General features: G+C 70.8%; 17 protein-coding genes. 8 read left to right on the top strand and 9 right to left on the bottom strand.

Features of this window, described 5'->3' with window-relative positions; genetic code table 11:
* Positions 1 to 545 precede the first annotated feature (545 nt).
* The 5 genes from ACFWUY_RS37240 to ACFWUY_RS37220 all read right to left on the bottom strand — a co-directional run bounded on the left by ACFWUY_RS37240 (position 546) and on the right by ACFWUY_RS37220 (position 5,853).
* Positions 546 to 1,334 (bottom strand): ABC transporter ATP-binding protein, encoded by a 789-nt coding sequence (locus ACFWUY_RS37240; RefSeq protein ID WP_384120552.1) that lies wholly within the window; start codon positions 1,332 to 1,334, stop codon positions 546 to 548.
* Complete coding sequence (locus ACFWUY_RS37235) at positions 1,327 to 2,322, bottom strand: ABC transporter ATP-binding protein (RefSeq protein WP_384120550.1); 996 nt, start codon at positions 2,320 to 2,322, stop codon at positions 1,327 to 1,329. The genes ACFWUY_RS37240 and ACFWUY_RS37235 overlap by 8 nt, the downstream gene beginning before the upstream one ends.
* The gene (locus ACFWUY_RS37230) at positions 2,319 to 3,176 is read right to left on the bottom strand and encodes an ABC transporter permease (RefSeq protein WP_384120548.1); all 858 of its coding nucleotides are present in this window, start codon (positions 3,174 to 3,176) and stop codon (positions 2,319 to 2,321) included. The genes ACFWUY_RS37235 and ACFWUY_RS37230 overlap by 4 nt, the downstream gene beginning before the upstream one ends.
* On the bottom strand, positions 3,173 to 4,126 hold the full coding sequence (locus ACFWUY_RS37225; RefSeq protein ID WP_384120546.1) for an ABC transporter permease: 954 nt from the start codon (positions 4,124 to 4,126) through the stop codon (positions 3,173 to 3,175). The genes ACFWUY_RS37230 and ACFWUY_RS37225 overlap by 4 nt, the downstream gene beginning before the upstream one ends.
* Before the next feature lie 119 nt (positions 4,127 to 4,245).
* Positions 4,246 to 5,853, bottom strand: a complete 1,608-nt coding sequence (locus ACFWUY_RS37220; protein WP_384120544.1) for a CocE/NonD family hydrolase — start codon at positions 5,851 to 5,853, stop codon at positions 4,246 to 4,248.
* Positions 5,854 to 6,024: 171 nt separating this feature from the next.
* Here ACFWUY_RS37220 and ACFWUY_RS37215 point away from each other — a divergent pair, with 171 nt between their 5' ends.
* The 4 genes from ACFWUY_RS37215 to ACFWUY_RS37200 all read left to right on the top strand — a co-directional run bounded on the left by ACFWUY_RS37215 (position 6,025) and on the right by ACFWUY_RS37200 (position 11,070).
* Positions 6,025 to 6,591: a TetR/AcrR family transcriptional regulator gene (locus ACFWUY_RS37215; RefSeq protein WP_384120542.1), complete on the top strand. Its 567-nt coding sequence runs from the start codon at positions 6,025 to 6,027 to the stop codon at positions 6,589 to 6,591.
* Between the two features lie 443 nt (positions 6,592 to 7,034).
* Complete coding sequence (locus tag ACFWUY_RS37210; RefSeq protein ID WP_384120540.1) at positions 7,035 to 8,012, top strand: ROK family protein; 978 nt, start codon at positions 7,035 to 7,037, stop codon at positions 8,010 to 8,012.
* Positions 8,013 to 8,230: 218 nt separating this feature from the next.
* Positions 8,231 to 9,418 (top strand): mannose-6-phosphate isomerase, class I, encoded by a 1,188-nt coding sequence (gene manA / locus ACFWUY_RS37205; RefSeq protein ID WP_384120538.1) that lies wholly within the window; start codon positions 8,231 to 8,233, stop codon positions 9,416 to 9,418.
* A 344-nt stretch (positions 9,419 to 9,762) separates the two neighbouring features.
* The gene (locus ACFWUY_RS37200; RefSeq protein WP_384120536.1) at positions 9,763 to 11,070 is read left to right on the top strand and encodes a cellulase family glycosylhydrolase; all 1,308 of its coding nucleotides are present in this window, start codon (positions 9,763 to 9,765) and stop codon (positions 11,068 to 11,070) included.
* 184 nt (positions 11,071 to 11,254) lie between these two features.
* Here ACFWUY_RS37200 and ACFWUY_RS37195 read toward each other — a convergent pair whose 3' ends face one another.
* Both ACFWUY_RS37195 and ACFWUY_RS37190 read right to left on the bottom strand, forming a co-directional pair.
* Positions 11,255 to 12,301 (bottom strand): LacI family DNA-binding transcriptional regulator, encoded by a 1,047-nt coding sequence (locus ACFWUY_RS37195; RefSeq protein WP_384120534.1) that lies wholly within the window; start codon positions 12,299 to 12,301, stop codon positions 11,255 to 11,257.
* Positions 12,298 to 14,709, bottom strand: coding sequence for a glycoside hydrolase family 2 protein (locus ACFWUY_RS37190; RefSeq protein WP_384120532.1), 2,412 nt, complete (start codon positions 14,707 to 14,709; stop codon positions 12,298 to 12,300). The genes ACFWUY_RS37195 and ACFWUY_RS37190 overlap by 4 nt, the downstream gene beginning before the upstream one ends.
* Positions 14,710 to 15,009: 300 nt before the next feature.
* Here ACFWUY_RS37190 and ACFWUY_RS37185 point away from each other — a divergent pair, with 300 nt between their 5' ends.
* From ACFWUY_RS37185 to ACFWUY_RS37175, 3 genes are all read left to right on the top strand, one after another.
* Complete coding sequence (locus ACFWUY_RS37185; protein ID WP_384120530.1) at positions 15,010 to 16,338, top strand: ABC transporter substrate-binding protein; 1,329 nt, start codon at positions 15,010 to 15,012, stop codon at positions 16,336 to 16,338.
* A gap of 140 nt (positions 16,339 to 16,478) precedes the next feature.
* Positions 16,479 to 17,477 (top strand): carbohydrate ABC transporter permease, encoded by a 999-nt coding sequence (locus ACFWUY_RS37180; protein ID WP_384120528.1) that lies wholly within the window; start codon positions 16,479 to 16,481, stop codon positions 17,475 to 17,477.
* Positions 17,474 to 18,346 (top strand): carbohydrate ABC transporter permease, encoded by an 873-nt coding sequence (locus ACFWUY_RS37175; protein ID WP_384120526.1) that lies wholly within the window; start codon positions 17,474 to 17,476, stop codon positions 18,344 to 18,346. Before ACFWUY_RS37180 ends, ACFWUY_RS37175 begins: the two co-directional genes overlap by 4 nt.
* Positions 18,347 to 18,463: 117 nt before the next feature.
* On the opposite strand, the gene ACFWUY_RS37170 is transcribed toward ACFWUY_RS37175, so the two are convergent.
* Positions 18,464 to 19,498: a LacI family DNA-binding transcriptional regulator gene (locus ACFWUY_RS37170; protein ID WP_384120555.1), complete on the bottom strand. Its 1,035-nt coding sequence runs from the start codon at positions 19,496 to 19,498 to the stop codon at positions 18,464 to 18,466.
* 505 nt (positions 19,499 to 20,003) lie between these two features.
* Between ACFWUY_RS37170 and ACFWUY_RS37165 the strand changes: the two genes are divergently transcribed.
* Entirely contained in the window at positions 20,004 to 21,764 is a 1,761-nt protein-coding gene (locus ACFWUY_RS37165; RefSeq protein ID WP_384120525.1) for an ABC transporter ATP-binding protein, read from the top strand.
* A gap of 74 nt (positions 21,765 to 21,838) precedes the next feature.
* Here ACFWUY_RS37165 and ACFWUY_RS37160 read toward each other — a convergent pair.
* Positions 21,839 to 22,084, bottom strand: a 246-nt coding sequence (locus ACFWUY_RS37160) for a carbohydrate-binding domain-containing protein (protein WP_384120524.1), incomplete at its 5' end; no start/stop codon positions are given.

Below are 22,084 nucleotides of genomic sequence, written 5' to 3'. Positions count from 1 at the left end.
GGTGCCCCCCCACGCGGGGGGAACGCCGTTCCCTTTCCCTGGAAGAGCCCTCGCTGGTCGAAGAGCCCTGAGCGGCGTCGGCCCGCGGCGGTCGGGCCGCGGGCCGACGAAGGCCGTTCGCCGGTCAGCCGGCGGCGGCGAGCCGGTCGGTGCCCGTCCGGGTGTGGCTGTTCTTGCAGGGCGAGCCGCCGAGGTCGAACGCCCCGGGCGTCACGCGGCGGACGATGATGCCGGCGAAGCCGACGTCGTCGCCGGCGATGGTGAGGGTGGCCAGCTCCGTGTCGGTGCTCAGCGCGTCGAGCCGGGGCGGCGCGGATACGTTCTGTGCGGAGGCCGTGTGTAGCGGATACGTTCTGCGCGGAGGCCGTGTGCACCGTGGTGGCCCCTCCGCAGGTGACGTCCTTGTGGGCGGCGGGGGTGAGCGCGGCGTTCATCAGGGCGGGGTGCTCGCGGCCGCGGTGCGGGTCCGACGACGAGGAAGGCGGCTGTCCCGCTCTCGCCGGGACAGCCGCCTTCGCTCGATGGGCCGTGTGACGTACGGGACGTCAGGCGGCGGCTCTGTCCGCCCCTCTCCGCGGTTTCCAGCCCGGCTTCGGGATGGAGGCGATGAGCCTCTGGGTGTAGGAGTCCTGAGGATCGCCGAGGACCGTTGCGACGGGGCCGCGTTCGACGACTCCGCCTCTCCGCATCACCAGGACGTCGTCGCTGATGTGCCGGACGGCGCCGAGGTCGTGCGTGATGAACAGCAGCGCGGTCCCCGTGTCCGTGCGGACGCGGGTGAGCAGGGCCAGGATCTGCGCCTGGATGGACACGTCCAGAGCCGCGATGGCCTCGTCCAGGATCAGTACCCGTGGTTCGGCGGCCAGTGCGCGGGCGATGGCGACGCGCTGGCGCTGGCCGCCGGAGAGGGCCTTCGGCAGGGAGCGTGCCTGCCGGTCGTCCAGGCCCACCATGTCGAGCAGTTCGGCGACGCGGGCGCGCAGCCGGTCCGCCGGCAGGTCCTTGTGGAGCCCGACCGCCTCGGCGACGGCGTCGCCGACGCGCTGGCGCCGGTCGAGGGACGAGTAGGGGTCCTGGAAGACCATCTGGATCCGCCGGCCGCGGGCGCGGCGTTCGCGTGATCGCGGCCGGTCGTCCCCGCGCTCGTCGCCGGCGACGACGATGTGTCCGCCGCTGGGCGTCTCGAGACCGGCGATCATGCGGGCGGTGGTCGTCTTACCCGATCCCGACTCGCCGACGATGGCCAGAGACCCCTGCTCCGGGAGCGAGAACGTCACGTCGTCCACGGCGACGAAGTCACCGAACTCCTTACGGAGGTTGCGTACCTCAAGCATGGCGGGCCGACTCCTCGGGAGTGAACGTGTGGGGGAAGTGGCAGGTGGCCGAGGCGTCACCGTCGGAGCTCGGTCGCGGCCGGTCGCTCCGGCACAGGTCCTGGACGTGGGGACACCGGTCGCCGAAGGCGCATCCGTCGGGTGCCTCGAAGCCGGACAGGGGCCTTCCGGGGATCGAGCGGAGCTCCGCGCCGGCGTCGGAGACCGAGGGGCGGGAGGCGAGCAGGGCACGTGTGTAGGGGTGGGCGGCCCGCCCGCGCAGGCGGTCGGCGGGGAGTTCTTCCACGGTCGTGCCCGCGTACATCACCACGACCCGGTCGCACACGGCTGCCGCGAGTTCCAGGTCGTGGGTGATGAAGAGCATGGCGAGACCACGGGCCTCGCGGGCCTCTCCGATGATGGCCATCACCTCCTCCTGGGTGGTCACGTCGAGGGCGGTGGTCGGCTCGTCCGCGAGGAGCAGACGTGGTTCGGCGGCCAGCGCCGCGGCGATCATGACGCGTTGGAGCAGGCCACCCGACAGTTCGTGGGGCCGCTGGCGCATGCGCCGGCCGGCGTCGGCGATCCCGACCTCCCGCAGGATTCCCGTGACCTTCCTGACCGCCTCGGCGGCCGGGACACGGCGGGTGGCGGTCAGTCCTTCGATCAGGAAGTCGCCGACGCTGCGGGCGGGGTTGATGTGGGCGCGGGGATCCTGGAACACCATGGCGACCTCGGCCGCGCGGAAGGCCCGCAGACGCTCGGGCTTCATCCGCGGGACCGACTCCCCGGCGAACAGCACGTCTCCGTGGATCCGGGCGCCCTTGGGCAGCAGCCCCATGACGGAGCGGGCCGTCAGGGACTTGCCGGATCCGGATTCGCCGACCAGGGCGACAGCAGTGCCTTCCGGAATGGTGACGTCGGCGCGGTGGACGACGGTGCGCGGCGCTCCGTCGAGGGGCAGGTCGATGCCGAGCGCGTCGATCCGGAGCAGGGGTGGTGTGCTCATGCGTTCTCTCCGAGCAGACGTCGGGACAGTCCCGTCCCCAGCAGGTTGAACGCGACGACGACGATCAGGATGGCGATGCCCGCGTACAGCGACTGCTGCGGCTGGCCGGCGAGGATCGAGGGGGCTCCGTTGGCCACCATCAGTCCCCACTCCGGATCCGGCGGCTGGCTGCCGAGTCCGAGGAAGGAGAGGGCGGCCACGTCGAGCAGCGCGTAGCCGAAGCCGATGGTGGCCTGGACGAGGACGAGCGGCAGCAGGTTCGGCAGCAGGTGCCGTAGCCAGATGCGGGCGGTGGGCGCGCCGAGGAGCTGGAGCGCCGACACGTAGGGAAGGTTTCGTTCCTTGACCGCGGCGGATCGTACGACGCGGGTGATCAGGGGGAGATAGGCGATCGACAGGGCGATGATCGGTGCGGTGAGGCCGGCGCCGAAGACCGCGGCGACGAGGACGGCCATGATGAGCCCCGGAAAGCCGAAGACGATGTCGAGGGCGCCGGAGACGAACCGGTCCGGCCGGCCTCCGAACCAGGCTGCCGCAAGGGCGAGGAGGGTACCGAGCGTGGTGGACACGGCGATCACGACGGCGGGGGCGGCGAGGCTGGCGCGGGTTCCGGCGATCAGCCGGGAGAGCAGGTCGCGTCCGGTGTCGTCGGTACCCAGGAGGTGGGTGGCGGACGGTCCGGCGTTGACGTTCAGGGGGTCGACGGCGTTCGGGTCGTGTGGGGCGAGCAGCGGCCCGAGTACGGCCAGCAGGACGAACAGGGCGACGACACATCCCGCGCCGAGCGTCAGGTGGTCGCGTGGGCGACCGGTCCGCCGCTCGGGCGAGGTACGGGTGAACAGGGCGGTCGTCATCGGGCAGCCCCCTTCTGCGCGGTTCGGGGGTCGAAGACGGCACTGACGAGGTCGACGGTGGTGTTGATGACGACGAAGACGATCACGAAGATCAGTGAGACGGCCTGCACGACCGCCATGTCCTGCTTGGACGCGGCCTCGATCATGAGGGCTCCGAGCCCTCCGGTGCCGAACGCCTGCTCGGCGACGGCCGCGGTGGCGATGAGTCCGGCGATTCCGACGCCGGAGACGGCGAAGACAGGGCCGGAGGCGTTGTGCAGCACGTGCCGCCTGATCACCGTGCGCTCGGGGACGCCGCGGCTGCGGGCGGTCTCCACGTGCTCGGAGCGCATCTCCGCGCGGACGGCGGTCCGGGTCACCTGGGCCACGTAACCGATCCAGCTCAGCGCCAACGCGACGGCCGGAAGCGTCAGGTGCGCCAGGGTGCCGGTGAAGCCCTCGCCGGAGCCGTAGACCGGGAACCACGGGAGCTGCACGGCGAAGAGCCAGATGAGCAGGACCGCCATGACGAAGGTCGGCACCGCCATCGCACCCGCCGTCAGAGTCGTGGCCAGCGTCTCCGTGCGTCCGCCGCGCAGGGCGGCGGCCGTGCCGATGACGGTGCCGCCGACGAGGACGAGGACGGAGGCGTAGGCGACGAGTGTCAGGGTGTCGCCTACGCGGGCGCCGATGAGGCCGGAGACGGAGTCGCGGTAGACGAGAGACTTGCCGAAGTCCCCCTGGAGGAAGTTGCTCAGCCAGTGCCAGTAGCCCTGGACGAACGGATCATCCAGGTGGTACTCGCGGTGGATCTGCGCCAGTACGGCGGGGTCGGGATTCCGGCTGCCCCCGACGAGCAGCGTGGCGGGGTCCCCGGGAGTGAGGAACATCGCGCCGTAGATGGCCAGGCTGGAGGCGAGCACGGTCAGGACGAGCATGCCCAGCCTGACCGCGACGAATCGGAGACTCACTTCGGACCGCCTCCTTCACGGCACCGTCCGACGGCCGTGTGGTGCACTCCTGCGCCGCTTGCCGGAGTCGTGCGGGGGAGATGTCGCAGAGGGAGCATGGGCCCTCCTGGGTGCAGGGGCTATTCGCCGCTTTCGGGCAGGACGGTCAGACACAGGCGGGAGGGGTGAGCGGCGCCGGTCCGGAGCTTCTGCAGACTCGCCTTGGGGGCGGTCGTCAGCCACGGACTCTCCAGGGAGCCGGAGTTGGGCAGGTGGTTCGGGAAGTCGCTGCCGGCGATCATCAGTGCGAGGCGGTGGCCCGGGCGCACCCGGTAGCCGGTGTGTCCCAGGGCGATCTCGACCTCGCCCGGCCTGTCGGCCTGGGCACAGCCACGCACGATCAGGCGCGCCGTGCCGTCCGGGGCCAGGTCGAGGAGTCGTACGAATATGTCGAACGTGGGCGCCGTGCTCTCCACGTGCAGCACCGCGTGGACGGGACCGGCGAGGTCGAGTGGCCGGTCGGAGGCGGGGCCGGCGAACACGAGCACGTCGTCCCGGTCGAGCATGCGGCGCTCGTCGACGTGGTCGCGCAGCTGCAGGAAGGTGTCAGTCGCGGCCGACGGTACGAGATCGTCGGGGTCGTACCTCCACTCCGCCGATTCCGACGTGCCGTCCGGACGCGGGGCCAGCTTTCCACCGGGAACCGTACCGGTCGCCGCGGCCGGCTCCGTCAGGTACAACTCCGCGGCCCTGGCTTCCGGCAGCGGCCAGGTGGCCGCGGTGCGCCAGCCCTCGTGGCCGAGCTTCCAGCGCACCCGGGGAAGCGAGTCGGGATGCGCGACGCCCTTGAGGAAGACGTCGAAGAACTCGATCGCGGGACCGGTGCAGGAGTCCAGCATGCGTGCGAGGGCGGCGTCGCCGGCCAAGTGGTCGGTCTCCGGGGTCGCCGGAGCGTCCTCGAGGAAGTAGTTCTCGTGGTCGGTGGTGTCGGCGATCAGGTACTGGACGGCCGCCCAGCCGGGGCGCTCGGCCAGCTCCGTGTAGTCGCGCATATGGGCGATGCCGAGGTTGTCGAACCAGCCCACGCAGTGCAGCACAGGTACGGGGCGGGCGTCGTAGGGGTGCGGACCGTTGTACGGATCGAGGGGGATGTCGCCGACGATGAGGTCGAAACCGGCGGAGCGCTTCCCGATCGCGGTGAACGCCTCCTCGTAGGCGGCGATGACCGGGCGCCTGCTGAGATCGACATCGAACTCGTGGATGTCGTTGTCCGTCCACACCTGCGCCTGATAGGTGGCCCCCTCCAGCCACAGGGGCTGTCGCCCGGAGCCCGAGTCGTAGGTGGCGATGCCGGGGGCGTTCGTGGTGCTGGTCACCCGGGGGACGATGGCGCGCAGGGCGGGGTGCTGGCTGGAGACGGCGGACCACTGGGTGAAGCCGTAGTACGAGTCGCCGAACATGCCCACGATCCCGTCGGACCAGGGCTGGCGGGTGATCCACTCGATGGTGTCGTAGCCGTCGTCGACCTCTCCGGTCCAGCCCAGCGTCCGGCCCTGTGAACGGAACTTGCCCCGGACGTCCTGGACCACCACGACGTAGCCGCGCGCCGTGAACCTGTCCGCGATCTTGTCGAAGAAGGCATACCGGCTGTTCTTGTCATAGGGCAGGCGGGCCAGGACCGTCGGCGCCGGCACCACCCTCCGGTCGGCGCCGTACACGTCGGTGGCCAGCCGCACTCCGTCACGCATACGCACCATGTGCTGCTGGGCGCACGGGGGGACGGGTTCCGGTGTGACGCGTCGGACGACAAGGCCCATGAAGCCCCTCCTGGGAAGCGATCTGTTGGATAACAACGTGATATAACAGCGTTGCATCTAGGTGCGTTCAACGTCAACCCCCCTCTGAGCTAGGTTGATTCCATGCCGATCGACGTCGACGAAGCCCAGCGCCGCAAGGCAATCGCCCAGGCGACCCTCGCTGTCGCCGCCCGGGACGGCGCGCGCGCCATCACGATCCGCGCCGTGGCCAAGGAACTCGGCGGATCCACGGCCATGGTCACCAACTACGTGCCGACCCGCACCGCGCTGATCACCAACGCCGTACGCGCCGCCGAATCCCGGTGGCGGGCCGACCTGGAGGCCCACCTGGGCGACCTGTCCGGCGCGGACCGACTGCGAGCCACGGTGGAGTGGCACCTGAGCACGGATCCCGAGGACCTGCTGCTCCGTACGCTCTGGGTCGAGATGCTCTCGTCGGCCCACTCCGACCCCAACGGCGTCGACCGCCAGGAACCACGCGAAGCGCGCGAGGAGTTCCTCGACGCGTCCACCGCCGCGGGAGTCCCGGACGCCGGCCTCGCCGCCGACGTCCTGTCGCTGCTGACCCGCGGCTACTACGTCTCCACCCTGGAAGAGCCGGGCTACTGGACACCGGAACGGGCGAGCCGCGCCGCCAAGGCCGTGGTGGACGCACTCATGAGCGCCTGAAGGGCATGGACTCTGCCCCGACGGCCAGGTAGCGCCTGCAGGAGACGGCATCGGGTACGCACCGCGAACCTGCCTCACCGATGCGGCGCATCCGGCTTACGCGCCGGCCGGGCGGCGAGATCGCGGAGCATGGTCTTCGACATGTGGAGGGGTGCACGAGGCGGGTCCCGGCGATCGCCCGGAGCGGATGCCCCCGGCCTGCTCCGCAGGGGTGGCGACGAGCCGGATGCCCACGAGAACGGGTTCGAGGACGGACGTCCTCCCGGAGACGGACCCCTGATCTCGGATGTCCGTCGAAGCGGATCGAGCCCACCGATGCGAGTGTCCCGCCCACCCGGCTCGGCGGTGATTGCTTAACCGGATCCGTTAGTCTCTGGACAACGTTGTCATCGACGGGGCACAGTGTGCCTCGCTGATCGGTCGGTTCGGAGAGGTTGGGCGTGATGGTGTACGGAGCGCTGGATATCGGGGGCACGAAGATCGCCGGGGCCCTCGTCGATGCCGAGGGGCGCGTCGTGGTGCGTTCGCAGCGGCCGACGCCCGCTCACGAGTCCGCCGACGCGCTGATGGCCGCGGTGACCTCGGTCGTGGACGACCTGGCGGCACACCCTGAGTGGGCCTCACTGTCGTGCGTCGGGATCGGGAGCGCGGGGCCGGTGGACACCGTCGCGGGCACGGTGAGCCCGGTGAACATCCCGGCCTGGCGCGCCTTTCCCGTGGTGGAGCGGGTGCGCCGCCACCCCGCGGTCCCCCGGGACATCACGCCGACGCTCATCGGTGACGCGGTCGCGATGACGGCGGCGGAACACTGGATCGGCGCGGCGAAGGGCGTGGCGAACGCCCTGTGCATGGTCGTTTCGACCGGGGTGGGTGGCGGGCTGGTCCTCGGTGGCTCCGTTCACGCGGGGACGACCGGGAACGCCGGTCACATCGGGCACATCACCGTGGACCAGAACGGTCCCGTGTGCCCTTGCGGCGCCCGGGGGTGCGTCGAGCGGTACGCCAGCGGTACGGCGATCGCCGCCCACGCGCTGGAATCCGGCTGGGCGCCCCCGGACGGCCGCCCGGCCACCGCGCGGGAGGTCGAGATCTCGGCCCGTGCGGGCGACCCGAGGGCCCTCGCCGCGTTCGACCGGGCCGGTCGCGCTCTGGCGGCCGCCGTCGCGGCGACCGCGGCCCTCGTGGAGCTCGACCTGGTCGTCGTCGGAGGCGGTGTGTCCCAGGCGGGCGAGGTGCTGTTCGCGCCGTTGCGGCACCACCTGAAGTCGTATGCCGTCCTCGACTTCACGCGTGACGTCCCGGTCGTGCCCGCCGGCCTGGCCCTCGACGCCGGGCTGGTCGGTGCGGCCGCCGCCGGTGCCGCGGCGGCCGGGCTCTCCCGCGCCGGGGCAGGAATGCCGGGCCGCCGGTCGCCCGTCTGACGGTCGCCGGCCGTCGACGTCCAGACTCGCATTGCCGGATGCCGAGGCCCAGGCCCGCATCGCCGGATGCCGACGTCCAGGCCCGCATCGCCGGACGGCTGTGCCGGGCGGCCGTCGCGCCCCGGGGCGCCGTACGCGTCCGGTCGCACAGGGACCCTCACCACGGCGCGGCGGCGTCGCGTCCCTCCGTCTCCTTCGTACACATCCCAGGGAAGAACGTGGATCTCCTTCAGAACACCGTCCAGCCCTATGACTGGGGCTCCACCACTCTGCTGCCGGAACTCATGGGCGTGCCCCCCACCGGCGCGCCCCAGGCCGAACTCTGGATGGGCGCCCATCCGGCGGCGCCGTCCCGTGTCCGCAAGGGTGATGCCGTGGTCCCCCTGGATCGCGTCGTCTCCGAGGATCCGGAGGGCGAGCTCGGGCCGGCCGTGGTGCGCCGGTTCGGGCCCCGCCTCCCCTTCCTGGTCAAGCTGCTGGCCGCCGGCGCGCCGCTCTCCGTACAGGTGCACCCCGACCTCGCCCAGGCCCGGTCCGGGTATCTGCGGGAGAACTCCCTCGGGGTGCCGCTGGACGCGCCGCACCGGAACTACCGGGACGCCCAGCACAAGCCCGAGATGATCGTCGCCCTCACCCCGTTCCGTGGGCTGTGCGGGTTCCGGGCTCCTCGGGACTGCGCCGATCTGCTCGACTCCCTGGAGGTTCCGGCTCTGCGGCCGTACGCCAGGACGTTGCGCGTCGTCCCCGAGGAGCGGGCGCTCGCCGAGGTGTTCCGTGCCTTTCTCCGTCCGCCGGAGGGGCTGCTCGACGCCGTCGCGCGGGCGCTGGCGACGGCCACCGGCCCGGGGGAGGCCGGCATCGACGCGTACGCCGGCATCGCGCGTGCCTACCCGGGCGACCCCGGCCTGCTGTCCGCGCTCATGCTGCGGTACGTCGAACTGGCCCCTGGCGAAGCGCTGTTCCTCGGGGACGGCGTTCCCCACGCGTACCTCTCCGGGCTCGGTGTGGAGATCATGGCGAGTTCCGACAACGTCCTGCGGTGCGGGCTCACCTCCAAGCACGTCGACGCGGACGAACTCGTCAGGGTCGTCCGCTTCGGTGCCCTGCCGCCGCGCGTCCTGACCCCTCGCGAGAACGGGGGTGAGGAGGTGTATCCGGCCCCGGTCGACGACTTCCGCCTGTCGCGGTACGTCCTCCGGGGAGGAGAGCCGCCGCGGCCCCTGGCCCTCGACGCCCCGCAGATCGTTCTCTGTACGGAAGGCACCGCCGCCGTTTCCTCGGCGGGCGAGGTGATCGGTATCGGCGCGGGGCGATCCGTATACCTGCCCGCGGGGGCCGAGGCCGCTCTCCAGGGTGTCGGCACCGTATTCCGTGCCACGACGGGGATCGCCGCCGGACTCGGGTGATCAGGTCGTCGGCAACGAAACTCCCCACTAAACTTAACCGGTTATGCCAGGGCTATTGTTATCAGCCATTCAGGCATCTAGCCTCAACTCGGCCGCCAGGGGCCGGCAGGAATAACCGCCTATCGAACAAAGGCGGTGACCCGGTCGGTGTCGGCGGTGACCCCCACTGCTCGGTACGAGCCGCAGCGATACGCCGAGCAGTGGGGCCCGGCGGCGGTCCGCCCACCCTCCCGCGGGCCCGCCAGGGGTGACCGACCCCGACGAGCCGCGATCTCACTCCATGTCAGGCACGGCCGCGCCGACCCCTTCGGGTCCGTGACGCGGCACCGAGTTGGGAGCACCACATGAACAGGACACGGGTCTTCTCGGCAGCGGCGACGCTCGCTCTCGCCGCCACGATCACCTCGGTCCCCGCGGCCGCCCACGCCGCGGACCGCTCCGACGGATTCCGCGTCGTGGACGGGCGGCTCGTCGACGCCACCGGCAAGGACTTCGTCCTCCGGGGCGTCAACCACGCCCACACCTGGTACACCGGCCGGACGGAGCGGTCGCTTTCCGACATCAAGGCGCTCGGCGCCAACTCCGTGCGCGTGGTGCTCAGCACCGGCACCCGCTGGACGAAGAACGACGCCGCGGACGTGGCGGACGTCGTCGCCCGGTGCAAGGCCAACCGGCTGGTCTGCGTCCTGGAGGCCCACGACACCACCGGTTTCGGCGAGCAGGACGGCGCGGCCTCCCTCTCCGAGGCCGTCGACTACTGGCTGGAGGTGGCGAGCGCCCTCAAGGGCCAGGAGAAGTACGTCATCGTCAATCTCGGCAACGAGCCGCACGGCAACGTCGGCCACACCGCCTGGACACAGGACACCAAGGACGCCGTCGGGCGTCTTCGCGAGGCCGGATTCGACCACACGCTGATGGTCGACGCGCCCAACTGGGGCCAGGACTGGTCGAACACGATGCGGGAGAACGCGCCGGCCGTCTTCGCCGCCGACCCCGACCGCAACACCGTCTTCTCCATCCACATGTACGGCGTCTACGACACCGCCGCCGAGGTCGAGGACTACCTCGGCAGCTTCGTCGACCGCGGACTGCCCGTCGTCGTCGGCGAGTTCGGCCACGACCACTCCGACGGCAACCCCGACGAGGACGCCATCATGTCCACCGCCCGCCGGCTGGACGTCGGCTACCTGGGCTGGTCCTGGAGCGGCAACGGCGGCGGCGTCGAGTACCTCGACCTCGCGACCGGATTCGACGCGTCGCGGCTCACGGCCTGGGGCGAGCGGCTGTTCAACGGTCCGGACGGCATCCGTCAGACCTCGCACGAGGCCGGTGTCTACCGGCGCGGCTGCTCCGTCGCCTACCGACTCGACGACTGGGGCACCGGCTTCAACGCCGACGTCGCCGTCCGCAACACCGGCGAACGGCCCCTCAAGGGCTGGAAGCTCGACTTCGCCCTCCCGGACGGCCGCGTGATCAACTCCGCCTGGAACGCCGCCGTCACCCAGGACGGCGGTCGGGTCCGTGCCGCCGACGAGTCCTGGACCGCGTCCATCCCGGTCGGCGGAGCCGTGAGCTTCGGCGTCAACGTCGCGGGCCCCGGCGCCGTGCCCGCCTCCTTCAGCCTCGACGGCGTTCCCTGCGCCAAGGGCTGACCCCCGTACCGCACCCGCCGCACCGGGTGCGCGAGGAGCGGGTTCCGCGGGCACGTCCCGGCCCCGGAACCCGCTCCTCGTTCCTTTTCCCGATGCCCCCTTCCCGACCGGTTTCGGGGCGGGAACCCATGACGACGAGGGGCCGCCTCCTGGGAGGCGGCCCCTCGTCGTCATCGCGAACCCGCTACGAACGTCGCGGTGGCCCGGTGGACCCCCGCGGCGTCAGGGAGGGCGTGGGCACCTGGAACGCCCCCTCGTGCGTGCCCTCGATGACACCGAACAGGGTCCGGGCGACCGCCTCGCCGAACCGGTGCACGTCGTGGCTCATGGCCGACAGCGGCGGATGGGTGAGCCGGCACAGCTGTGAGTCGTCCCAGGCGAGCAACGACACGTCGTCGGGTACTCCGAGCCCCATCTCGGCGGCCACTGCGGCCCCGGCGACGGCCATGATGTCGTTGTCGTACACGATCGCCGTCGGGCGGTCCGGGGACATCAGGAGACTGCGGGTCGCCCGTGCCCCCTCCTCTCCCACGAACCCCGTCGACACCTGCCGGTGCCCGTCCAGACCCAGCTCCGCCATGGTGGCCTCGAAGGCCGCGGCCCGTATCCCGCTGTGCCCGAGGCCGGAGGGGCCGCCGACACGGGCGATCCTCCGGTGGCCGAGCGCGGCCAGGTACCGCACCGCCTCGGCCGCCGCCGAGGCGTCGTCCGTCCAGACCGAGGGGAATCCGCCGGTCAGCGACGGGTGCCCGACGGCGACGGCCGGCATGCCCAACGCCCGCAGGGGAGGGATCCGGGGGTCGTCCTCGTGGAAGTCCACCAGGATCGCCCCGCCGATCGTCCGGCCGCGCCACCAGCCCTCGAGCAGCCCGGTCTCCTCCTTCAGGTCCCGGACCAGGCGGAGCAGCAGCGAGCAGGAGCGTTCGGCGAGGACGTCCTGGATGCCGGAGATGAACTCCATGTAGAAGGGTTCGAGTCCGAGGAGCCGTGCCGGGCGGCAGATCGCCAGGCCCACGATGCCCGCCCGCCGTCCGGAGAGGTTGCGCGCGGTCTGGTTGGGGCTCCAGCCCAGTTCCTTCGCGGCCTCGAAGATGCGTTCCCGGGTCGCCCGGGACACTCCCGGCCGGTTGTTGAAGGCGATGGAGACGGCTCCTTTGGACACCCCGGCCCGTGCGGCGACCTCGTTGATCGTGACGCGCGGGCCGGGGACGTGAGGGGCCGCGGAACTCATACGGCTCCCACGCTGAACAGGGCGCGGCGGACGGCCGTCACGTCGTCGCCGGACCAGCCCGTGACGGTGATGCGGGCCTCCTCGCCGGGGAGCAGGGTGATCAGGCCGCGGTCGGCGCTCGCCGAAGGGGCCAGCCGGTCGGCCTGGAGGAGGAGGTCCCGCAGCAGCGTCCGCGCGGTGACGACCACGTCCACGCCGGCGCCGGCGCGCGGTTCGACCCGTACGTCGTACGCGGGCTCCGGGTACGCGAACTCCTTGTCGTACACCGGGAGATGGACGGCCCGCAGGCCGTCGGCGTCGGCGACGAGCAACTCGTTCGACGAGCCGGGCTCGGGCAGCAGGGAGGCCGGGACGACCAGCCGTACGACCGTCCGGGCGGCCGCCTCGAGGTCGAACGTGGCCTCCTTCAGCACCGTGCCGTCCGCGTCGAGGCGGCGCAGCGTGACGGTGGTGTGCCAGGCGGTGCCGGACTGGTTGTCGAGGGCGAGCACCGGGCCGTCCTCGGCGGGGACGAGACCGAGGAGGCGGTCGGCGTAGACCCGGCGCAGCTCGTGGTAAAGCGGCTTGAGGCGGCCGTCGCCGTCGATGGCGGCCCAGGAGCTGACCGGCCAGCAGTCGTTGAGCTGCCAGACGACGGTGCCCGCGCACACCGGCCAGTGGGAGCGCCAGTGCTCGATGCCGGCGGCGACGGCGCGGGCCTGGACGACCTGGGCGAGATAGTGCCAGCGGTCGAAGTCCCCGGGCCGGTCGAAGCTCCCGGGGAGGCCGAAGTGGCGCTCGATGCCCCGGTTCAGCTTGCCGTTGCCGTCCTCGGCCTTCTGGTGGTGGAGCATGCCGGGGGAGTCGGGGGCGAGTTCCTCGCCGGGCAGGGCGCGCCGCAGCGTCGCGAGCGCCGGCGGGGCCTGCCAGCCGAACTCGGCGCAGAAACGGGGCACGTCGGCCCGGTACTCGGCGTAGTCCTGGCGGTTCCACACCTCCCACGAGTGGTGGGTGCCGTGGGCGGGGTCGTTGGGGTGGTGGTCCCAGGAGCCGGACCACGGGCTGCCCGCCGCGTACGGGCGGGTCGGGTCGAGCTCCGCCACGATCCGGGGCAGGACGCCGAGGTAGTACCCCTCTCCCCAGGAGTCACCGGCCAGCGGCTCCTCCCACTCCCAGTCGCGGAACCCCCAGAGGTTCTCGTTGTTGCCGTTCCAGAGGACCAGGGCGGCGTGCGACATGAGGCGGACAACGTTGTCACGGGCCTCGGCCTCCACCTCTCCGCGCAGGGGCTGCTCCTCGGGGTAGGCGGCGCAGGCGAAGAGGAAGTCCTGCCAGACCATCAGGCCCAGTTCGTCGCAGGCGTCGTAGAAGGCGTCGTCCTCGTAGATGCCGCCGCCCCAGACGCGGACCAGGTCGATGTTGGCCTCGGCGGCCTGGGTGAGGCGGGTCCGGTAGCGCTCGGGCGTGACGCGGGAGGGCAGGACGTCGTCCGGGATCCAGTTGACCCCGCGCGCGAAGATCCGCACACCGTTGACGACGAGGGTGAAGCCCGTCCCGTGCTCGTCCGCGGAGCGGTCGACCTCGACGGTGCGGAAGCCGACGCGACGGCTCCAGGAGTCGAGTGCCTCACCGCTCTCGTCCAGGAGTTCCACGTCGAGCCCGTACAGCGGCTGTTCGCCGTACCCGCGCGGCCACCACAGCTCGGGCTCGGTGACCTCCAGGCGCAGCACCGCCTCCTCGCCCTCGAAGGACGTCTCCGCGACCGCGCCCGCCACGGTGGCGCGCAGGGTCAGCCGGCGGCCGGTCCCGGCCTCGGTGCGCGCGGTGCGGACGCGGAGCTCGACGCGGCCGGTCGCGCCGTCGACCGTGACCAGCGGGCGGACCTCGGCGAGCCGGGCGGTCGACCAGTGCTCCAGGCGCACCGGGCGCCACATGCCGGCGGTGACCACGGTGGGGCCCCAGTCCCAGCCGAAGGAGCAGGCCATCTTGCGGATGTACTGGAAGGGCTCGGGGTAGACGTTCGGCCGCTCCCCGGTCAGGGCGCGGACCCGGTCGGCCTCGTCGTACGCGGAGGTGAAGCGCACCTCCAGCGGGCCGGTCCGCCCGGTCACGTCGAAGCGGTGGACGCGGTGCATGTTGCGCGTCGACCCGAGACGGGCCCCGTCGAGGAGGATCTCGGCGGCGGTGTCGAGCCCCTCGAAGACGAGCTCGGTCCGCTCGTGGCCGCTGCCGTGGCCCAGTTCCGTGACGTACGACCACGCCCGCCGGCCCACCCACGCGATCTCGGATTCGTTGAGCCCGAGGAAGGGGTCGGGTATGACCCCGGCGGCGAGCAGATCGGTGTGGACGCAGCCGGGCACCCGGGCCGGGAGCAGCGCCTCCTCGTGGCGCAGGCTCCACCCCTCGTGCAGCTGAGTGACGTCCTTCATGGTGTGCGGCTCCAATCGCCTGGCGGTGGGCGGGATGCGTACGGGATGCGTATCGGGATGCGTATACGGGCCGACAAGCTAGCCGGACAGTTACTCAACTGTCCATGAACCGGTGAAGTACCGGCACGCGCGCAGTATGTGGCCGACCGTGTGCGCGGCTTCGTCGGACCTTGGCAATTGGCGGCCCATGGTAACGATTGGGCATCACGCTGGAAATCAGCACTTTACCGGTTCACGACGGGCTGACATAGTGCCGACATCCCACCGAAAGCCTGAGCCGTGACTTGAAGGAGTTGGGCCATGGGGAACAAGAAGACGACAGCGCTCTCGGGAGCGCTTCTGGCCGCAGTGATGCTGGCCCTCTCGGCGTGCGGCGGCGGAGGCGGTGGCGTGACCGGCGAAGCGGCCACTCCTCCCGCCGACGCGAAGGAGGTCTCGGGCAAGATCAAGGTCCTCACGCAGCGCACCGACCTCGTCCAGAAGGGGGTCATGAAGAAGTACGCCGACGAGTTCAACAAGATCTACCCCAAGGTCAAGGTGAGCTTCGACGGCATCACCGACTACGAGGGCGAGGTGAAGATCCGCATCAATGGCAAGGCCTACGGCGATGTGCTCTTCATCCCCGGGGCGGTGGCCAAGAACGACTACCCGAAGTTCTTCGCGCCGCTCGGGACGACCGCCGAGCTGTCGTCGAAGTACCGCTTCAGCGACAAGGCCGAAGTGGACGGCAAGGTCTACGGCATCGCCCAGTTCGGCACCGCCAACGGCTTCGTCTACAACAAGGCCCTGTGGAAGAAGGCCGGGATCACCACGTGGCCGAAGACCCCTCAGGAGTTCCTCGCGGGCCTGAAGGCGATCAAGGCCAAGACGGGGGCGACCCCGTACTACACGAACTTCAAGGACGGCTGGCCGCTCGTCCAGTGGACCGCCAACAACGGATCGGTCGGCTGTGACGCGGACGCGAGCAACAAGCTGGCCGGCCCGGTCTCCCCGTGGAAGGAGGGCGGCGAGCTCCGCACGATCGACGGCCTCCTGTACGACATCGCCAAGCAGGGGCTCTCGGAGAAGGACCCCACCACCACCAACTGGGAGGTCTCCAAGGCGCTGCTCGCCGAGGGCAAGATCGCCACGATGATGCTGGGTTCCTGGTCGATCACGCAGATGCAGGGCGCGGCGGTCGAGGCGGGCCTCAAGGCCGAGGACATCGGTTTCATGCCCTTCCCGGTCCAGAAGGACGGGAAGTTCTGCTCGGCCCTGGTCTCCGACTACCAGCAGGCCGTCAGCATCTACTCCGAGAACAAGCCCGCAGCGCGCGCCTGGATCGACTGGTTCACCGAGAAGTCCGGGTTCTCCGAGAAGGAGGGCGTCGTCTCCGCGGTCAAGGCCGCTTCCATGCCCGCGACCCTCAAGGACTTTGTTGACAACGATGTCACGTTCTTCGACCGCTCCGAGGCCGAGACGGCCGCGGTCAACGACATCGACGACGCGGCGGAGATCGGCCTGAACAAGCCCGACTACCGGCAGAAGCTGATCGACACCGCGCGGGGCGCGGCGAAGGGCAGCGCCGAGGACTTCTTCGCCGACCTGAACAAGAGGTGGGACGAGGCGGCGAAGACCGCCGGTTCCTGACCGACCGGCGGAGTGGGTCCCGGCCGTACGACACCGGCCGGGGCCCCCTGGACCTCCCGCAGTCGCGGACACGAAAGGCCGATATGACCGAGACAACCGACACCGCTCCCGGAGGCGCCGCGATGACGAGGCGATCCGCCATGACGAGGCGATCCGCCACGGACAAGCGATCCGCCGCGGACGAGAAAGACACGGGGGGCGGGTCGCGCGGCGGAGACCGGCCGGCCGGCCGTCGCCGGCCCCCGGGGGCGGGACAGCCCCGTTCCTGGCGGCACTCACCGCTCCGCCGGATCACGCCCTGGCTCTTCCTCGCGGCACCGCTGGCGCTGTTGATCACGTTCACCTACGTCCCCGTGGCGAGCATGATCTCGTACAGCTTCACGGACTGGGACGGGGTGAGCCCGGACCGGGAGAACGTCGGTCTCGACAACTACATACAGATCTTCACCCGCCCCGAACTCTTCCGGGTGTTCTTCGTCAGCGGCTACTACCTGGCCGCGTCCGTGGTCCAGATCGCCGTCGCGCTCTACTTCGCGGTGATGCTCAGCTTCAACCTGAAGTTCCGGAACTTCTTCAAGGGGATCCTCTTCTTCCCCTACCTCATCAACGGCGTCGCGATCGGTTTCGTCTTCCTGTACTTCTTCCAGGACGGCGGCACCCTCGACTCGGTGCTGTCCTGGTTCGGCGTGGCCACCGACCATCCCTGGCTCGGCGACCCCACCTCGGCCAACATCTCCCTGGCGGGCGTGTCCGTCTGGCGCTTCACCGGCCTGAACTTCGTCCTCTTCCTCGGGGCCATCCAGTCCGTCCCCGGCGAGCTGTACGAGGCCGCCGAACTGGACGGCGCCGGCCGGTGGAAGCAGTTCCGGCACATCATCGCCCCGAGCATCAAGCCCGTCATCAGCCTCAGCGTCATCCTGGCGATCTCCGGCTCCCTCTCGGTGTTCGAGATCCCCTACATCATGACCGGCGGCGCGACCGGCACCCAGACCTTCGTCATCCAGACGATCAAGCTCGCCTTCCAGTTCAACAAGACCGGCCTGGCCTCGGCCGCGGCCGTGGTGCTGCTCCTGATCATCCTGCTGATCACCTGGATCCAGCGCCGGCTCGTGCCCGACGACAAGGTGGACCTCGTATGACCCCCGACCTCACCGCGACTCCGGCCTCCTCCCGGACCGCCCGGCGGCGCCTCCCCGTCGGGACCGCGCTGACGTACCTGTCGCTGATCGCCGCCGCGGTGGTGGTCCTGCTGCCGCTGACCGTCGTCTTCCTGACCTCGCTCAAGACGTCGCAGGAGGTCGGTGACGGAGGAGCGCTGTCCCTGCCGGGGAACTGGCTGAACTTCGACAATTACGTCACGGCGTTCACCGACGGCAACATGCTCATGGCCTTCGGCAACACCGCGTTCATCCTGTTCTTCTCCATCGGCGGCACCGTGATCATCGGCTCGATGACGGCCTACGCGGTCGACCGCTTCGACTTCCAGGCGAAGAAGCTCGTCATGGCGCTCTTCCTGATCGCCACCCTGGTCCCGAGCGTCACCACCCAGGTCGCGACCTTCCAGGTCATCAGCAGTTTCGGTCTCATTGACACCCGATGGGCGCCCATCCTGCTCTACATGGGCACGGACATCGTCTCCGTGTACATCTTCCTGCAGTTCATCCGGGGCATCCCCGTCTCCCTGGACGAGGCCGCCCGGCTCGACGGCGCCAATGCCTTCACGATCTACCGGAAGATCATCTTCCCGCTGCTCAAGCCCGCCATCGCGACCGTCGTCATCATCAAGGGGATCACCACCTACAACGACTTCTACATCCCCTTCCTCTACATGCACTCCGAGGACCTCGGCACGATCTCCACCGCGCTGTTCCGCTTCAAGGGGCCCTTCGGCGCGCACTGGGAAGCCATCTCGGCCGGCGCGATCCTCGTCATCCTGCCGACGCTGGTCATCTTCCTGCTGCTCCAGCGCTGGATCTACAACGGCTTCTCCCAGGGAGCCACCAAGTAACGCCGGATCCGTGGCGCGGGACCGGACCGGACCGTACGAAGGAACGGGTCCGGCCCCGCCCCGCGCGCGGCTGTTACGAGGGGACGGTTCGGTCCCGTCCGGGTGCGCGCGGCCGTGTCAGTGGGCCGTCGGCTCCGGCGATGACGGCGGGCAGGTGCTGCCCCGAGGGACGAAGCGGGCGTAGCCCTCGCGGACGTCGCCGACCTCCTCCCCGTCGATGAGGGCGAGCAGCGCGTCCGCGGACCGGGCGCCGTACGCGGGGATGTCACGCGTCACCGCCGACAGCATGGGGCGGACCACCTGCGTCAGCGGAGACTCGTCCCACGCCACGATCGACACGTCGGCGGGGACGGAGAGGCTCAGTTCCTGCGCCACGGAGAGCGCGGCCACGGCCATGATGTCGTTGTCGAAGACGATCGCCGTCGGCCGTTCCGGCGCGATCAGCAGCGCCCGTGCGGCGCGCGCGCCCTCGTCCCCGGTGTAGTCGGTGTGGACCACCGCGGCCTCGGGGATACCGGCCTCCCGGCAGGCGTCGCGGAGCGCGGCGTCACGGACGGCCGTGTGCGCGAGGCCGGCGGGGCCGGCGACCCGCGCGATCCGCCGGTGCCCGAGCGTCGCCAGGTACCGCACGATCTCGTGCACGCTCGCACCGTCGTCCGACCAGATGGCAGGCAGAGCCCCGGAGACGTCCGGTGGTCCGATGGCCACCGCGGGAAGGCCGATGTCCTCCACGGCCCGGGTCCGGCCGTCGTCGGTCTGGAGGTCCATGAGGAAGACGCCGTCGACGCGCCGCTCGCCCCACCAGCGCCGGTACACCTCGGTCTCGCTGTCCTGCGTGGCGACCATCTGCAGCATCAGCGCGTACGAGTGCTCGGAGAGGACGCTCTCCACGCCGCTGATGAACTCCATGAAGAACGGCTCCACGCCGAGCGTCCGGGCCGGCCGCCGTACGACGAGCCCGACCGCCCGGGCCCGCCCGCCGGTCAGTGCCCTGGCGGCGCTGTTGGGGCGCCAGCCCAGCTCGTCCGCGATGCTCCTGATCGAGGCGCGCGTGGACTCCGAGACTCCGGGCTGGCCGTTGAGCGCGTAGGAGACAGCGACCTTCGACACGCCCGCCCGACGTGCGATGTCCGCCATCGTCGGCCGCTTCACCGTCACTCCAGCTCCATCCTGAACCCTCGACACTCCGACCTTACCGTCACGCGAGGCGTCGCCCGGATGGATCCGGACCGGGCCGCCAGGCCGCCCGCACCGAGGTCCGGGGTACGGACGCGGAGGCCGGTGCCGAGGCTCGGGCCGCTCGGAGGAGGCGGCTCGGGACCGGTCGCCGGCCCGGAGGCGCCGACCCGGAGACCACCGGGCGCACGTCCAGAACGCCTCGACCACCGCCGACGCCCCGTGGTTTACCCAGGGTTTCGCAAAACCGCCGGACGGGGCTCGTCAGATCTGGAATCCGGTGGGTCCTCGGACGCATGCTGCTCCGAGAGCACGCCGTCGTCCTCGTCCCCAGGGAGCTCCCGGTCATCGTCGACCGGGCGATCGGGCCCGACCGCACGCGCGGCGGCCCGTCGCCGTCGCCCCTGCCCCACGTACCGCCATCGCACCCGCGCCGGGGCGACAACCGCGGCCGGTCCGACGAATGGAGCTCTCAGGAGCCATGAACCACAGCCCCCTCGACCACCGTTACCGCGGTGAACACCCGATCCGTACCGTCCACTACCTCTTCCGGCCCGACCGCTCGCGGCTCATGGGCGCGGTGGCGGTCTTCTTCGTCAAGCACGCTCCCGTCTGGCTGCTTCCGCCCGTGACGGCGAACGTCATCGACGTCGTCGTGGAGCACCGCCCGATCGCCGAGCTGTGGTGGAACTGCGCCCTGATGCTCACGGTCCTCCTCCTGAACCCGCCGCTGCACCTGCTCTACGTGCGCTGGATGCACGGGGCGATCCGGCGGCTGGGCCGTGACCTGCGGTCAGCGCTCGTCACGCGCATGCAGCAGCTCTCCATCGGCTTCCACAGCCGCACCAGCTCCTCCGTCCTGCACGCCAAGGTCGTCCGTGACGTCGAGACCCTGGAGACGGGACTCCAGCAGACCGCGGACAACGGCCTCACCGCCGTCGCGACGCTCGCGGGCGGCCTCGCGGTCATCGCGGTGGTCACCCCCGTCTTCCTCCCGGTCTTCCTGGTCCTCGTCCCGGTCGCCGTGCTGCTGATCGGGGCGTTGCGGGCCCGGCTCGGCGAGGGCAACTCCTCCTACCGGCGCTCGGTGGAACGCATGTCCGCCTCCGTCAGCGACATGACGACCCTCATACCGATCACCCGGGCCCACGCCCTGGAACGCACGGCACTCGGACGGGTCGGACGCGAACTCGACGAGGTGCAGCGGGAGGGGACACGGCTCGACCTGCTCAACGCCCGGTTCGGGTCCCTCTCCTGGGTCGTCTTCAACGGGCTCGGTACGGCCTGCCTCGCCGGTGCCGCGCTCGTCGCCTACTACGGCTGGACCTCGGTGACCCCCGGTGAGGTCGTCATGCTCAGCGCCTACTTCTCCACCCTCACGGGTGCCGTCACCAGCATGCTCGCGCTGGCGCCCGTGGTGGGCAAGGCCGTGGAGTCCCTCAAGTCCGTCGGCGAGGTGCTCCAGGACCCGGACCTGGAGACCAACGACGGCAAGGAGCGCCTGAAGTCGGTCGTGGGGGAGTTCCGTTTCGAGGACGTGAGCCTCACGCACGGCGGTGGTGACGGGCCGGCCCTGAGCCGGGTGGACCTCCACGTGCCGGTGGGCACGACCCTCGCGATCGTCGGTGGTTCCGGTGCGGGAAAATCCACCCTGCTGAATCTGGTGCTCGGATTCCACCGTCCCACGGCAGGACGCCTGCTGCTCGACGGAAAGGACATGAGCGGTCTCGACCTGAGGAGTTTCCGTAAATTCGTCTCCGTCGTCCCCCAGGAATCCGTTCTCTTCGAGGGGAGCATCAGGGAGAACGTGACCTACGGAATGGACCGGGTGGACGAGGAGACACTGCTGCGCGCCCTTCGTGACGCCAATGCCGCGGAATTCGTCGCCGCCCTTCCGGACGGCCTCGACACCGTCGTCGGGGAACGGGGCACCCGGCTGTCCGGAGGCCAGCGGCAGCGGCTCGCCATCGCCAGGGCCCTCATCCGCGATCCCCGCGTCCTCGTTCTCGACGAGGCCACGTCCGCCCTCGACGCCCGTTCCGAGGCCCAGGTCCAGGAGGCGCTGGCCCGTCTCGTCGCCGGACGCACGGTGTTCGTGGTGGCCCACAGGCTCTCCACGATCAGACAGGCGGACCGCATCGTGGTGCTGGAGCGGGGCCGGCTGGTGGAGTCCGGCACCCACACGCAGCTGCTCGAACGAGGGTCGGTCTATGCCCGCCTGCAGGCCACCCAGCTGGCCTGAGCCACCCGGCCGGCCCGCTCCCGCGCGACAGCCGGGTGCCCTCCCGTCCGTCCGGACGGGAGGGCGCCCTTCTCTCAGTGGTCGGCGGCGCTGCCGCGGACGACGCAGGAGCGGCTGTTCTCCCAGCCCCAGCCGTCGCCGTCGGGGTCGGAAGCGCTGCCGTTGACGCAGTACGGGTAGCCGTTGGGGGCCGTACCGCCGGTGTTGCCACCACCGGAGCCGGTGTCGGCGGCGCTGCCGCGGACGACGCAGGAGCGGCTGTTCTCCCAGCCCCAGCCGTCGCCGTCGGGGTCGGAAGCGCTGCCGTTGACGCAGTACGG

This window comes from Streptomyces sp. NPDC058664 (assembly GCF_042716635.1).
Lineage (GTDB): Bacteria > Actinomycetota > Actinomycetes > Streptomycetales > Streptomycetaceae > Streptomyces.
Note: the sequence above shows the minus strand (reverse complement) of the source record. Positions and strands in the feature narration are given on the sequence as shown.

What these genes read in the sequence shown, in the direction of transcription:
- ACFWUY_RS37240 (WP_384120552.1), bottom strand. Translation starts at nt 1,334, where the DNA reads ATGCTTGAGGTACGCAACCTCCGTAAGGAGTTCGGTGACTTCGTCGCC.
- ACFWUY_RS37235 (WP_384120550.1), bottom strand. Translation starts at nt 2,322, where the DNA reads ATGAGCACACCACCCCTGCTCCGGATCGACGCGCTCGGCATCGACCTG.
- ACFWUY_RS37230 (WP_384120548.1), bottom strand. Translation starts at nt 3,176, where the DNA reads ATGACGACCGCCCTGTTCACCCGTACCTCGCCCGAGCGGCGGACCGGT.
- ACFWUY_RS37220 (WP_384120544.1), bottom strand. Translation starts at nt 5,853, where the DNA reads ATGCGTGACGGAGTGCGGCTGGCCACCGACGTGTACGGCGCCGACCGG.
- ACFWUY_RS37215 (WP_384120542.1), top strand. Translation starts at nt 6,025, where the DNA reads ATGCCGATCGACGTCGACGAAGCCCAGCGCCGCAAGGCAATCGCCCAG.
- ACFWUY_RS37210 (WP_384120540.1), top strand. Translation starts at nt 7,035, where the DNA reads ATGGTGTACGGAGCGCTGGATATCGGGGGCACGAAGATCGCCGGGGCC.
- ACFWUY_RS37200 (WP_384120536.1), top strand. Translation starts at nt 9,763, where the DNA reads ATGAACAGGACACGGGTCTTCTCGGCAGCGGCGACGCTCGCTCTCGCC.
- ACFWUY_RS37195 (WP_384120534.1), bottom strand. Translation starts at nt 12,301, where the DNA reads ATGAGTTCCGCGGCCCCTCACGTCCCCGGCCCGCGCGTCACGATCAAC.
- ACFWUY_RS37190 (WP_384120532.1), bottom strand. Translation starts at nt 14,709, where the DNA reads ATGAAGGACGTCACTCAGCTGCACGAGGGGTGGAGCCTGCGCCACGAG.
- ACFWUY_RS37185 (WP_384120530.1), top strand. Translation starts at nt 15,010, where the DNA reads ATGGGGAACAAGAAGACGACAGCGCTCTCGGGAGCGCTTCTGGCCGCA.
- ACFWUY_RS37180 (WP_384120528.1), top strand. Translation starts at nt 16,479, where the DNA reads ATGACGAGGCGATCCGCCACGGACAAGCGATCCGCCGCGGACGAGAAA.
- ACFWUY_RS37175 (WP_384120526.1), top strand. Translation starts at nt 17,474, where the DNA reads ATGACCCCCGACCTCACCGCGACTCCGGCCTCCTCCCGGACCGCCCGG.
- ACFWUY_RS37165 (WP_384120525.1), top strand. Translation starts at nt 20,004, where the DNA reads ATGAACCACAGCCCCCTCGACCACCGTTACCGCGGTGAACACCCGATC.